The organism is Deltaproteobacteria bacterium (genome assembly GCA_026388415.1).
Taxonomy (GTDB): Bacteria; Desulfobacterota; Syntrophia; order Syntrophales; family JACQWR01; genus JAPLJV01.
In genome coordinates, this window is record JAPLJV010000004.1 from 71,732 (window position 1) to 84,819 (window position 13,088).

15 protein-coding genes are annotated in these 13,088 nt (G+C 53.2%); 9 read left to right on the plus strand and 6 right to left on the minus strand.

The window, feature by feature from the left end; translation table 11 throughout:
* Positions 1-15: 15 nt before the first annotated feature.
* Genes ppk1 through NT140_00600 form a run of 5 tightly spaced genes read left to right on the plus strand, consistent with a single transcriptional unit; the run spans position 16 to position 5,643 of the window.
* A complete protein-coding gene (gene ppk1, locus NT140_00580; protein ID MCX5830387.1) occupies positions 16-2,220 on the plus strand; it encodes a polyphosphate kinase 1 in 2,205 nt (734 codons plus the stop codon).
* A 12-nt stretch (positions 2,221-2,232) separates the two neighbouring features.
* Complete coding sequence (locus tag NT140_00585) at positions 2,233-2,829, plus strand: HD domain-containing protein (GenBank protein MCX5830388.1); 597 nt, start codon at positions 2,233-2,235, stop codon at positions 2,827-2,829.
* The gene (locus tag NT140_00590; GenBank protein ID MCX5830389.1) at positions 2,823-3,557 is read left to right on the plus strand and encodes a metallophosphoesterase family protein; all 735 of its coding nucleotides are present in this window, start codon (positions 2,823-2,825) and stop codon (positions 3,555-3,557) included. Before NT140_00585 ends, NT140_00590 begins: the two co-directional genes overlap by 7 nt.
* Positions 3,554-5,170 (plus strand): CHAD domain-containing protein, encoded by a 1,617-nt coding sequence (locus tag NT140_00595; GenBank protein MCX5830390.1) that lies wholly within the window; start codon positions 3,554-3,556, stop codon positions 5,168-5,170. Before NT140_00590 ends, NT140_00595 begins: the two co-directional genes overlap by 4 nt.
* 53 nt (positions 5,171-5,223) lie before the next feature.
* Positions 5,224-5,643, plus strand: a complete 420-nt coding sequence (locus NT140_00600; protein MCX5830391.1) for a single-stranded DNA-binding protein — start codon at positions 5,224-5,226, stop codon at positions 5,641-5,643.
* A gap of 67 nt (positions 5,644-5,710) precedes the next feature.
* On the opposite strand, the gene NT140_00605 is transcribed toward NT140_00600, so the two are convergent.
* Positions 5,711-5,899: a twin-arginine translocase TatA/TatE family subunit gene (locus NT140_00605; protein ID MCX5830392.1), complete on the minus strand. Its 189-nt coding sequence runs from the start codon at positions 5,897-5,899 to the stop codon at positions 5,711-5,713.
* Positions 5,900-5,950: 51 nt separating this feature from the next.
* On the minus strand, positions 5,951-6,820 hold the full coding sequence (locus NT140_00610) for a DUF4115 domain-containing protein (protein MCX5830393.1): 870 nt from the start codon (positions 6,818-6,820) through the stop codon (positions 5,951-5,953).
* Between the two features lie 268 nt (positions 6,821-7,088).
* Here NT140_00610 and NT140_00615 point away from each other — a divergent pair, with 268 nt between their 5' ends.
* The 3 genes from NT140_00615 to NT140_00625 all read left to right on the plus strand — a co-directional run bounded on the left by NT140_00615 (position 7,089) and on the right by NT140_00625 (position 9,238).
* Positions 7,089-7,880 (plus strand): inositol monophosphatase family protein, encoded by a 792-nt coding sequence (locus NT140_00615; protein ID MCX5830394.1) that lies wholly within the window; start codon positions 7,089-7,091, stop codon positions 7,878-7,880.
* Between the two features lie 123 nt (positions 7,881-8,003).
* Positions 8,004-8,303 carry a GIY-YIG nuclease family protein gene (locus tag NT140_00620; protein ID MCX5830395.1) on the plus strand — a complete coding sequence of 100 codons (300 nt, stop codon included), beginning with the start codon at positions 8,004-8,006 and terminating at the stop codon, positions 8,301-8,303.
* Positions 8,304-8,335: 32 nt separating this feature from the next.
* A complete protein-coding gene (locus tag NT140_00625; protein ID MCX5830396.1) occupies positions 8,336-9,238 on the plus strand; it encodes a patatin-like phospholipase family protein in 903 nt (300 codons plus the stop codon).
* Between the two features lie 51 nt (positions 9,239-9,289).
* On the opposite strand, the gene NT140_00630 is transcribed toward NT140_00625, so the two are convergent.
* From NT140_00630 to NT140_00640, 3 genes are read right to left on the minus strand one after another with little or no spacing between them, the layout of a single operon-like run.
* Entirely contained in the window at positions 9,290-10,240 is a 951-nt protein-coding gene (locus NT140_00630; protein ID MCX5830397.1) for a hypothetical protein, read from the minus strand.
* 7 nt (positions 10,241-10,247) lie between these two features.
* On the minus strand, positions 10,248-11,426 hold the full coding sequence (locus NT140_00635; GenBank protein ID MCX5830398.1) for an aldo/keto reductase: 1,179 nt from the start codon (positions 11,424-11,426) through the stop codon (positions 10,248-10,250).
* A 30-nt stretch (positions 11,427-11,456) separates the two neighbouring features.
* Positions 11,457-12,302 carry an HDOD domain-containing protein gene (locus NT140_00640; protein ID MCX5830399.1) on the minus strand — a complete coding sequence of 282 codons (846 nt, stop codon included), beginning with the start codon at positions 12,300-12,302 and terminating at the stop codon, positions 11,457-11,459.
* A gap of 123 nt (positions 12,303-12,425) precedes the next feature.
* Here NT140_00640 and NT140_00645 point away from each other — a divergent pair, with 123 nt between their 5' ends.
* Complete coding sequence (locus NT140_00645; GenBank protein ID MCX5830400.1) at positions 12,426-12,608, plus strand: hypothetical protein; 183 nt, start codon at positions 12,426-12,428, stop codon at positions 12,606-12,608.
* A gap of 15 nt (positions 12,609-12,623) precedes the next feature.
* Here the strand turns inward: NT140_00645 and NT140_00650 are convergent, their stop codons facing one another.
* Positions 12,624-13,064 (minus strand): hypothetical protein, encoded by a 441-nt coding sequence (locus NT140_00650; GenBank protein ID MCX5830401.1) that lies wholly within the window; start codon positions 13,062-13,064, stop codon positions 12,624-12,626.
* Positions 13,065-13,088 lie beyond the last annotated feature (24 nt).

Consider the following 13,088-nt stretch of genomic DNA (forward strand, 5'->3'; position numbering starts at 1 on the left):
CGAGGTATCATAATCATGGCACAGGCAAAACCGTCCCCCGCAGTGGCGCGACCAGTTTCGATCAGTCTCGATGATCCGTCCCTCTATATCAATCGCGAATTATCGTGGCTCGATTTCAATCGCCGCGTCCTTGAAGAGGCGCAGGATCCTCTCACCCCGCCCCTGGAGAAACTAAAATTTGCCTCGATTTTCAGCTCTAACCTGGACGAATACTTTATGGTTCGTGTCGGCGGGATCTTCCGCATTATTGAGGCCGATCTCGATCACATTGATGCCAGCGGCCGGACGCCCCGACAGGAGCTCGATGAAATCGCGGAAAAAGCGCGCGCGCTCGTGACGGAACAGTACGGGTGCATCATGGAGGAGGTCCTGCCGCAACTGGAGAAAGCAGGGATATTCATCCGTCAAATCGAAAAACTTGATCGCAAAGAGATCAAGCGACTCGATGAGTACTTTGAGGGGCAGATATTCCCCATTCTGACGCCGCTGGCGGTAGATGCCGGTCACCCCTTCCCTTTTCTCGGTAACCTGCGCCTTAATCTGATGGTTGTCTTCAAAGAGGCAAGCGGGATAAAGGTTCCCCAGGCCTATGCCTTCGTCGAGGTGCCTTCCGTACTGCCCAGGCTTATTCCCGTGAACGTAGAAGGCAGGGGGTACCAGTTTATTCTCCTCGAGGCGCTTGTCCGCCGGCACATCCAGCTATTGTTTCCCGGCATGGATATCAAAAATGTCATCGCCTTCCGCGTCACGCGTTGTCACGACTACGATCTCCAGGAAAATGAAGTGATGGATCTCGTCAAGTCGGTCGAGGCGGAACTGAAAGATCGCGACAACCAGGTCGCCGTCCGGCTTGAGATTGAACCCGGGGCGCCGAAGAAGATCGTTAACCTGCTCTCGCAGAAGCTCCACATTGAGGAGCGCTTTGTCTATGAAATTAAAGGGCCGATAAATATTTGCGATTTTCTGGCCCTCTATGAGCTTCCCGGCGACGCCACCCTCAAGGACCTCCCCTTCAACCCGCGCATCCCGCAACGGTTCGCTGTGGATAAGGATATCTTTACGACCATTCGCGAGGGTGATGTGCTCCTGCACCATCCCTACGACTCCTTCGCCGCAGTCATGGATTTCCTCAACACGGCGGCCGATGATCCCGACGTGCTGGCGATAAAACAGACGCTTTATCGAACGGGCAAGGATTCTCCGGTCATTGCGGCGCTGAGACGGGCAGCCGAGAACGGCAAACAAGTGACGGCGGTCGTCGAGCTGAAGGCCCGTTTTGATGAAGAGCATAACATAGACTGGGCGCGGCTGATGGAAGAATCCGGCATCAACGCAGTTTACGGATTTGTCCGCTGGAAGACGCACTGCAAGGCGACTCTTGTCGTCCGGCGGGAAGGCAGACAACTGCGCCGTTATGTCCATGTCTCCAGCGGCAATTACAACACCATTACCGCCAAGTTGTACACCGACATCGGTCTGATGACCTGCGATCCTGATTTCGGCAATGACGTCTCCGCGCTCTTCAACGTGCTCACCGGCTTTAACTCCTGGACCGGCGGCGACATGTTTACGCCGGCCACAGTCGCTTCCATGTTCCGCAAATTCATGGTCTCGCCCGTGACAACCCAGGAGACGATTCATCGCCTCATTGATCGGGAAATCAAGAAGTCCACCCCCAAGACTCCGGGCCGGATCATCGCCAAGATGAATGCCCTCGTTGACGCGCCGACGGTCCGCAAACTCTATGAGGCGTCACGGGCCGGCGTCCGTATTGACCTCATCGTCCGCGGCATTTGCTGCCTGCGGGCGGGCGTACCCGGAGTCAGCGAAAATATCCGTGTCATCAGCATCCTCGACCGGTTCCTGGAACACTCGCGGGTTTACTACTTTCATAACAGTGGGAATCCCGAGATCTATTCCGGCAGCGCAGATTGGATGCCGCGGAATTTCAAAAAACGGGCGGAAATTCTCTATCCGATAAATAATACCGAGCTCAAGACCCAGATTATGGACGAGATCATGATGACCTACCTGAAGGACAATGTGAAGGCTCGTCTCATGCAGCCAGATGGATCGTACCTCCGGATCAAGCCGAAGGATGGGGAAAGGCCGATCCGGAGCCAAAGCGCGCTCATCGAGATTGCCCGGAAAGGGGGCGTGAAATCTCCGCCGTACGAAGAACTGGTCCGGAAGATCGGCAAGAAGAGTTTGAAGCGATAAGGGGTATAGAGAGTGAGCAAGGGCAACGGGGATCGGACAATGTCCTATGTCAGCAAAACCGCGCAGACTTATGATCCAGATCCGACACACAATCAGCAGGTTACGATAATCGCGCTGGCCATTTTCGACGAACTCCGTGTTCTTCATGGCTACGGTGCAGGCGAACGACGCCTGCTGGAAATCGCCGGTCGGCTGCACGACATCGGCTGGTCCCGGGATCGGTCAGGAAAACACCACAAGCACAGTTGCGACCTGATTCAAGAACTCGACATCCCCGGGCTCGATGAGCAGGATCGGCTTACCTGTGCGCTCGTTGCCCGTTATCACCGGAAGGCTCTTCCCGATGCAGCGCGGCACCGACGCTTCGCCTCCCTGGATGGCCGTCACCGTGCGCTTGTCGAGTGGCTCGCAGGGATGCTGCGCGTCGCCGACGGTCTGGACTGCACGCACGCCGGTCTTATTAAAAGGTTAACCGGAAAATTAAGCGGCGATTCGTTCCATATCCATCTTGAGGTTAAGGGCGACTGCCGGCGGGAGATGGAGAGAGCCTTTCAAAAGCAGGATCTGTTAGTGAAAAAAGCGCAAAGAAAGATTGCCTACCGATGCTGATAGCCTTCCTGTCCGATGTGCACGCCAACATGCCCGCCTTGGAGGCCGCGGTTGCCGACGCGACGGCGCGCGGGGCCGAACGGTTCATCTGCGCCGGCGATATGACCGGCTATGGACCCTTCCCGGATGAGGTCTGTCTCTTCCTTCAGAATCGGCCGATCCCGGCGCTAATCGGCAATTACGACCGGAAAGTGCTCATCGTAGCCGAGCAGGGATTGTCAGCGGCGCAAGGCATGAAATCCAAAAAGCGCAAGATCCTCCTCTGGACTCTGGAAAACTTAAGCCATCAGTCCCGGCTTTACCTGTCCGGTCTGCCCGATCAGCTTGATATGCAACTCTTCAGCGGACACATGCTCATGGTCGTCCACGGCAGCCCCATTTCCATGGACGACGTGATCTATCCGAGCATTACCAGGCCGGGGCTGACGGCGAAGTTGGGCGATCTGAGGCCGGACATTCTCGTTTGCGGACATACGCATATCCCCTTTGTGAGGCGGATTGATGGCATTCTCGTCGTGAACTGCGGTTCGGCAGGTCAGCCGATAGACGGCGACCCGCGCCCTTCCTATGTCCTGGTCAACACGGAACAGGGCGCACCGCCGAGTGGACGCGTTATCAGATTTGATTACGACCATAAGCGGACGATTGCCGCGCTGGAGAAGACATATCTGCCAAAAGGACTGCAGAAGGATCTTACGGAAGGCAGCAAAAGGAGATTTTTATCATGAGCAGTGGCAAGCAACCTGTCGAGATAGAGCTGAAGCTCACCCTCCCTGGTCCCGAGGCCGAGGCGGCGGTCGTGGAGTACCTGCTTGCCCAGGACTATAAGGTCAAGAAACTCAAAGCAGTGAGGAATACCGATATTTATTTAGACACGTTCGATTGGTTGCTTTTGAAAAAAATGCTCTCCCTCCGCTACCGCATCTCCGACGGCGAGGCCATGTATACGGTCAAGAGCATGGGTGAAATCGAAGCCGGCATAGCCCGGCGTTTGGAAACCGAGGTCACGCTTGACGAACCGAACGACGTACCGGCCGATATTCAGGTGCGAGAGATCAGGGATGTTGTGGATGAGATAATTTCCCCGCGCAAACTCCTCGAGCATATCCAGGTTCGCAACGATCGCCGGCGTTATCGGCTCCTCTCGCCGGACGGCACAAAAATGGAGTTGGCCTTCGATGCGGCGATTTTCTCGCTGCGTGGACTTCACCGGCCACGACGCACGCGAATACTTTACGAGCTGGAAGCAGAACTCTTGGACGGTCAGGCAACGGCAGTAACTGCTCTTGCCTCGCTACTGGCTCACAACTTCGCCTATCCGCCTTCGACCGTATCGAAGCTCGAGGCGGCGATCAAGCGCTTCAATATTATACCGCCCGCTAAGAAGCTGCCGGAGAGATACGCGGTGCGACCCGATGACCGTCTTGACCTCGCCGTGCTGAAGATTCTTGCCTCTCAGTTGGAACGGTTTCTGGAACATCTTCCGGGCCTGCAGCGCGACATTGATACGGAGTTCGTGCACCAGGCACGGGTCTCCACGCGGCGGATGCGCTCCGCCCTGCGGCTGTTCCGCGAGGCAGTTCCCGAAAGTACCGGCGCCTTCCTGGCCGGCGAGTTACAGTGGCTCGGCGGCATGTTGGGAGCCGTCCGCGACCTCGATGTCTTCCTCCTGAATCTGCCCCGGTTTCAAGAACAGATTGAACGTTTTCCGGACAAGAGGAAAAAAGTTTTTGAGCAATGGATCCAGGAGCGACGTCTCACTCCGCTTTCATCACTCATTCAGGCCCTAGCCTCGACGCGGTACGCAAATTTTGAGCGACGCTGCCGCCGTTTTCTGGAAAGCCCGCTCGCCATTCGTCCCCGGGCGCCGCTCGCCATGAAGCTTGTTCGTGACATAGCGCCGGCGATCATCAACGATAAATTTGAGGCGGTCATCGCACAAGGGCATAAAGTGATCGCCAATCCGCAGCAAAAAGAGTTCCACCGCCTCCGGATACAGATGAAAAAACTGCGCTATGCCTGCGAGTTCATGGCGCCCGCCTACGATGGCGTCCTCGAACCTTTTATCGAACGCACTATCGCTATCCAGGACTGTCTCGGAGAGATTCAGGACGCCGTTTTCACGCAGGAATTCATTGAAAACGTATTTACAGAATGGAAGCGCAAACTCGTCGGTCCCGAGCTGGTATTCATTCTGGGCGAACTATACCAGTTACAGAGGACAATTGCCGATGAGCGCCAGGGGAAATTTGGGAAGATTTGGGAGCGCTTTGCCTCCGCAGAATCCATAGGACAGATGAAGGATATACTGAACTTGCCGCTGTTATCAATTTCTCCTTGACGTAAAGGCTCCGTTTTCATATAGTCCCGTCAGAAAAATAAGAGGGGGAGACAATGATCAATAAGGCAATCCTGGTAGGCAGACTTGGTAAAGATCCGGAAATCAGATACACGCCGGACGGCACGATGGTGACCAGTTTTAGCGTGGCTACGGATGAAGTCTGGAAGGATAAGAACGGTGAAAAGGTACAGAAAACGGAGTGGCACCGGATTGTAACCTATCGAAAGCTGGCGGAGATTTGCGGGAAATATCTTGTCAAAGGGAAACTCGTCTTCATCGAAGGAAAAATCCAGACCCGTTCCTGGGATGACAAGGAGGGAAAAAAACACTACACGACGGAGATTATCGCCTATAATATGCAGATGTTGGATTCCAGGGGAGCGGGAACGGCAAAGGGTGATGAAACTCCGGCCTACGATGCAGCTCCGCAATTTCCAGACGGTGAGACGATGCCTGATGACGTTCCTTTTTAAACAACAAAGGAATGAGCCTCGTAGCTGGCAGAGATGAGGACTGAATCTCCTTTTACGAGACCGTCGTTTACAGCTTGGGATCAATCTTTTTGTTATCCGGAGTTACGTTGATTTCATCCCCTTCCCGGACTGATTTCTTGAAATTTTTTATGCCTTTGCCAATGGCGCCGCCGATCTCTGGAAGCTTGCCGGCCCCAAAAATAATCAATACAATAACCATGATCACCAATAATTCAGGCATCCCTATACCAAACATACGTAATACCTCGCTTCTCTAAGTTTTTTTACCTCAACCAAATATGACTTGCTAAGGAAGGCGCAAATGCACCACCTCCCCTGATTTACCCAATGTTTTCAGAATGTTTTTCTGAAACTGAACGCTGACGCCGCCGGCATTCCCAATATCAATTTTATACTGCGATGCCGAACGTTCCATCCTTTCCCCCGGTTGCATAATCAGCTCATATGCTTCTTTCTGGTCTTCCGTAACCCGCAGCCAAGTCTTTTCCCGGGCGATGATAATCAGCAGCGGCGGTTTCACGATGGGCGCCTGAGTCGGCAGGGCTTTGGCTGACTCGCCTGTTACTGTCGTCGGCGCGGAAATGCCAGCAGCCGGCAGTGCTTCTGTCTCCTGGTGCTTATTCTCCACTCCACTTCCTGCATCGCCAGGACCGCCCTTGGTCGGATCAACTTTATTAATATCAGCCACAGGCTTGTCATTTGACTTCACAGGCAAAAAAGCATCTATCGCCACGTCAGTTGCCTGAAAATTAAAATAACTATAAATAAAGAACACCAGCACGCATAAAACCAGGACAAGGGCAGCATTGACAATGATTCTCCTGGAAAAATAACTACGCCTCTCTGAAACTTCCCCAGTCTCTTCTTCAACGGCCGGGGCAGATATAGCTAAATTTTTTTCGTAGCCGCTGGCAATCAGCCCTTCGTCCTCGCCCAGCAGCCTGGCATAGGCTTTGAGGTAGGATCTGGTATAAACCGGCGGCGGCAGGCGATGAAATTCACCATTTTCCAACGCTTCCAGATTTTTCACGCTTATTTTTGTCGCCTGGCAAATATCAGCAAGGGTAAGGCCCCGGGCCTCCCGGAGAGACTTGATATCCAGAGCCTCGCCCCCCTTGGTAATAATGGAATTCTCCTGAAGAGATTTCGCCATCATCGCTTAAAACCAACCTTGTGGAATTTTGCCTTTTCTAACACTTATTAAACGGGCAAGCAACAAAAACATGACAACTTCCAGGCAATCACTATTTATTGCTCTTCCCATTTCAAGTGGGTAAATTAATGGATGTCATCCCCTAATGCTCGTGCTATAGAATGTCATCCCCGAATGCTCTTATCGGGGATGACAAAAAATAGAAGCATTCGGGCATGACAAAACGTTTTGCAATTACCTCTAAGGACAATTCTTTTCTGGAGACAACCTTATGACGTCTGAATATCTTAAATTTGCCGAAACCATAGCCCGAGAGGCTGGAGAACTGCTCAAAGAGGAGCTGCCCAAAGAACATCGAATCGCCTTCAAGGGAGAGATCAACATTGTTACCGAAACCGATCAGATGTCTGAGGAATTGCTCGTGCGCAGGATACGGCAAAGCTTTCCCCGGCACGACATCATGACGGAAGAATCGGCGGGATTTCAATGTGGTTCTACTTATCGCTGGATCATAGACCCCCTGGACGGCACCACCAACTACGCCCACGGCTATCCGGTTTTCTGCGTCTCCGTAGCTTTGGAGATAGCAGCGGAAATTCGTTGCGGCGCCATCTACAACCCCATGACCGACGAAATGTTCATCGCTGAAAAGCACGAAGGCGCTTTTTTAAACGGCAGGCCTCTTTGCGTATCAAAAACGCAGGAACTCTCCCGGAGCCTCCTAGCGACGGGATTTCCTTACGACATCAGAGAAAGCAAAGATAACAATATCAATTACTTTATCGGAATGGCCCTCCAGGCCCAGGCGATACGCCGCGCCGGATCGGCGGCCCTTGACCTTGCCTATGTAGCGGCAGGCCGGTTTGACGGCTTCTGGGAATTGAAACTCATGCCCTGGGATACCGCTGCCGGCTGGCTGATGATCACAGAAGCGGGAGGCGGAGTGAGCGATCTGCACGGGCATGGTTATGACCTCACCTCTCCCAATATTGTGGCCACAAACGGCAAGATACATGACAAACTGGTTGCTGCTTTATGCTCCTGCGCCAATATCCAGGTATAGATTTTAGATGCCCCCCCCATCCCCCCTTTACTAAAGGGGGGTAAAGGAGGGGATTCATACTTCGTTGAGCCCGCTCCGGGCATGGGGGTTAATGGAAAACAATTCATGGCACGAACTTCTCAAATGAACTGGCAGGTATACATCGTTATATGTTCAGACAACACACTTTACACCGGCGTCACAACGGATGTTGAAAGACGCTTGAGGCAACACCAATCCGGACGGGGGGCCAAGTATTTTCGGGGTCGTCAGCCTGTAAAGCTGATTTATTTAGAAAGCGGACACAACCGGAGTACCGCAATCCGGAAAGAAGCCGGCATCAAAAAGATGGAGCGTAGTAAGAAATGCCTGCTGATTGCTTCAGACACTAATGAGATTAAAGCATCAGACCCAGCGTCCTGTCGGCAAGACAGATTGCCTTGACGCGCGGGAAAAGAAGGTGCTATACTGCCTTCATGAAACAATTCAGATGGCTAATATTCATATCTATTATCCTCTTGCTGACGTGTTCATGCGTACCGAAGGAAACTGTCCTGCCTCCCACTGTCCCCACAACTCCGCCACTCCGGCAGGCGAAGGTCGCCTTGGTGCTGGGCGCCGGCGCCGCGCGAGGCTTTGCGCACATCGGTGTCATCAAAGTTATGGAAGCCAACAGAGTACCGATACATATGATCATCGGCACCAGTGCCGGCAGTTTCGTCGGCGGTCTGCATGCATACGGATTGAATGGCTTTCAGCTACAGAAAATGGCACTGTCCGTTGAGAAAGGCGATATAATCGACTACACTATCCCTGATAACGGGTTCATCAAGGGTGATAAACTTGAAGAATATTTAAACAACATATTTAAGAACACCCCGATCGAAAAATTCAGGATACCCTTTTATGCCGTCGCAACAAGCCTGCCGAATGGCCAGGAGGTAGTATTCGGGCAGGGCAATGCCGGTAAGGCTGTCCGGGCGAGCTGCTCCATCCCCGGCATATTCAGACCGGCAAAAATTGCCGACAAAATGTACGTTGACGGCGGTGTCGTAAGTCCCGTTGCGGTTGATGTCGCCCGCAGGTTCGGGGCCGATGTGGTCATTGCCGTTGATATTTCTGCTGATCTCGATAAAAAACAGCCCGAAGGCACCATTGATACCATCTTGCAGTCCATCAATATCATGTATTCCCGCCTCGCTGCCACGCAGCTTATCAGGGCCGATGTGGTCATAAAACCCCAAGCCGGTCATATCGGTTCGACCGATCTGCAAAAGAGGCATGAGGCCATCATGGAAGGTGAGAAAGCCGCCCAGGAAGTGTTGCCCGCCATCCAGAGCTTGATCGCCAGACTAAGACAGGAAGGCCGGCTGGAATAATATTTCCGCGCCTGCCTCGCACGGCACGCATAGATATCCTTGAGTCGCCTCTTAAAACATCCGCAGTTGTTCAATGATCGGTTTTGCGGCGTTAGCCTTTTTCATCCGGACCGCGCCGATGAGATTGGGGCCGGACTGTTCCACAAGCACGCCTCCATACAGAGGATCGTCAGCGGTCAGGGAGCGCCGGTCGGTTGTCCCGGTCACGTTCATCCCCTGCCCTTCTGCCTGCAGATAGGAACGGTAGGCATCAAAGGCCTTGCGGGCCGCATCCTTCGAGTTCTCCAACACCACAAAGGCCTGCAACCGTTCGCCTCCCAGCATCACGTCGGCGATCATCCCCCGGCGGAAAAAGGCATACCCCAGGAGACTTTGCGCGAGATACCGTTCGCTTTTCGCCACCATACCCGGTATCCCCGCCATTACATCCAGCTCTCGGGGACGGCCGGCGGGGGGTGGGAGATTACGTGAGACGGCAAGTCCGCAGGCAACAAACAGATCCTGCTCCAAACTCATCGCCCCCGTGACCTGAATCCTCACAAAATACCTGTCCTGGTAGAACATCAATTGAGACGCGGAGACAAACCCTTCGGCGCCAATCATGGCTGCCGCCGCATCCGGCTTGCGGTAGTTGGAGTAAATCCCGAAGGCGTCAAGCACAGAACCCATCCGGTAAACATCTACCACGACCCACACCTCGGGGTTCTTTTTATTCAGATAGGTGGCCGTGGCGAGCCTGTCGAAACCATAGGGAAGATAGAGCTCCCCCTCGCCGTTGATGTGATCGAAAAGATTTTCACTATTGTAAAGGGTGACCGCATCCTTCATTACCCAGTCGGGAGCAAACCCCGGTGTGGGGAGGATTTGCTTCAGGGAATCCTCGGCAGCAAAGACAGCAACTGGCGCATTAAGAGTGAGCGCAAGGCAGCACAGGAGCGCGGCAGCGATTACAGCCGATCGCCACAGGGATGGCATTCTTTTTTGAAGATGATGACCGGGCATGGTTTCCTCAGGCCAGCAATTTTCTGGCCAGCCTCATTTTTGCGGGAATATCAAGCCCGTTGACGCATCTTGCCTCGCAGTCCGAACAGTCCAGACAGGCGGCGGCGGATTGGGACGAAGGGATCTCCTGGTAAGTGGATCTGGCTAGCGCGGGGCTGCGGTAGGCCTCGGCATACATCAGGCAGCGGTTGATGGTGCTGATGGCCGCGCCCTGGGGACAGGTTGGCTCGCATTGACCGCAGAGGTGGCAGTAATATGGCGCTACGGCTGCGCCATAGCGTTTCAGGATGAGCTCATCGAGGTAGCCGAAGCGCATCCCCATGACGGCAATGTCTTCCCGGAGCTGGGCGACATCCCTCATTCCGGGAATGGCAGCCGTGACATTATTGTCCTGCAGTACCCATTTGAGGGCGGCCTGATGGGGGCTGAAGGGACCCAGCGTGTCCGTTTTGTAACCGCCGGCCTGCGTCTTCATCGCTATAACCCCGATGTTGGCGCTGGCGGCCCGGGCGACTGCCTCTTTCGTCTCCGGGCTGCTGGTGAAGTTGTACTTCACGAGGGCCGTGTCGAAAAAGCGGTCTTTATCGTCCGCAAGCGCATTGAGCACCTCGGCTTCATTCGTGTGCGAGGTAACTCCGAAGAAACGCACCTTCCCCTGCCCTTTCAGCTTGACCAAGGTCTCTCGAATCTCCGGATTATGGATGCGATCTTCCTTGCCGGTCACATTGTGGAGCTGGATAACATCAACATAGTCAGTACCCAGCGCCTTCAGACTGGTTTCCACATCCTTGAAAATGGCCTCTTTTGACAGTGAAGCCGGAGCGATCTTCGTTGCCACATAGACCTTGTCACGTTTGCCTTTCAATGCCCTGGCAACGATTTCCTCGTTCTTGCCGCCCATGTATCGCCGCGCCGTATCAACATAGTTGACGCCATGATCAAAGGCGACTGTCATCACCTCCGACTCCGGCGTCAGCATGGCCCCGAAGCTGACGATGGTAATCTTTAATCCCGTGCGGCCCAGGGTTCGATAGACCGGCGCGGGAAAAACGAAGGGCCCCGCTGCCGCGACCTGCATGGCATCGGCAAGGCCTTCAAAATCTAAGAGAACCGTGCCCGTTCCAGCCAGACCAACCCTCAGAAATTCTCTCCGTCCGATACCAGTATGTTTCTTCTCTCGGCTCATGGCGTCCTCCTTATAAGCTGGGGGTGAAATTTATAGCATTAATTGAGGCCCTTCAACTAATCCGGGTATGATAACCAGGTATTTTTTCAGGCCGGCGGCGGCAAACTGATCTTCAATCATTCCCGCCAGGGAAGGGGCAAATCTGTTATCCAGTGAAGAAGTTGGCGATCGAAACACCAGCCTGTTATTCATGTTTCTAAAGGACCAGTCCACAGCGCCGATGGCCATTTTTACCACTGCCGGCAGACCGATTCCCATGCGGTCCAGGACGAAGTAATTAGTCAGAATCATTTCATTGAGATATTCAGGAAATTGAAATCTGCGTATGATCCTTTCCGTAAGATATAAATGATACTGTTCGATAAAGTCATCGGATAAGACAAAATCTGCGGTGTGATAATGATTTCTATACACCGTCATCATCAGGGCGCCAACGTTCGCCAGGAGACAGGCGAGTTCTACCTGTCGCGCCACATCATCCCGATATCCAAAACCGCGCGCCATTATTCTTCCCAGAACGGAAGCACTGAAACTTTTGGCAAAGATGATCTCAGCGTCATGACCGCCCCGGGCCAGATGATGCATGGCATACTGCAGGATTGACACTTTTGTGTATTGCATACCGAGGCGGTTGACAACGTCGAAAAAATGCTTCACCGGACCAACTTTCAAGCTGCCATGATAAGCAGAATTGGCAATATTAAATAGATAGGTAAAAACGTCAGGCCCCAGCCTGGATTTTAGATTTTCAATTTCGGATTGTCCGCTTTCGACATTGTCCAACACGCTGAGTATGGCCGGGTCAAAACCAAGGACGGAGTCCTTTACCAACGCCTGCTCGATTGTTTCAATTTGGGTTGCAATCTCATTGTCCATGGTTTGCTTCATACTATAATTATTGAGGAAATACAACTATCTTTAACACAACGTCCTTTACACAAGGTTCTTGACGGAAATGTTGCTAAAGGGTAAGGTGCCTGCTACCGCCCGGCTGCGGCGGTGAAATACTCAGACTCTGTTGCCGACCTGAGATTAAGAGGGGGGAGAAGATGCCTGAAAAAATACCGCACCTTGGCGGACCTGCGGGGCAAGCGGGTGGCCACGCCCGGCAAGTTGACCACCGCGACGCTGCTTTTTAGAATTTATGCGGCCGAAATTGAAAATGCAGATCGCGGAAACTGATGTCAGTCATTATTACTAAAAAGCGCCCAACTGGCAGGGTTTTATCTTGATTTTGAGCGCTTCGCAGGCCGCAGATACTTGAATTTTCGGCAGGGCAAGCTCTGCTGCTATCTTCCAGGCCGAGTTGCAGGGAAGGCGACCGTTTAAGAGCCCTTTTGTAATAGCGGCCTCCATTTCCTTCTCGACAGATAATGCCGGCGTGACAATTTTTTTGGGGTTCTCGTAGCCGAAGAGGCCCAATTGGCACTTTGTCAGTGAAACCTCGAGGATGTCAAGCACAACGCCTATCTCGGGCATAGTTTTGTGCAGATCGGCAGCAATGGTTGCCGCATCGGCGCAAGACACCGTGCCGTTTATGATCTTCTGTTTGACCGCGAGCGCTATTTCCGGGGCGGGTTTGAAACCCGCCCCTGCGGACGCATGCTTTTCTTTAAACCGGCCTTTTTCAACTCTCATAATTATTCTCCTGTTATCCTGAAT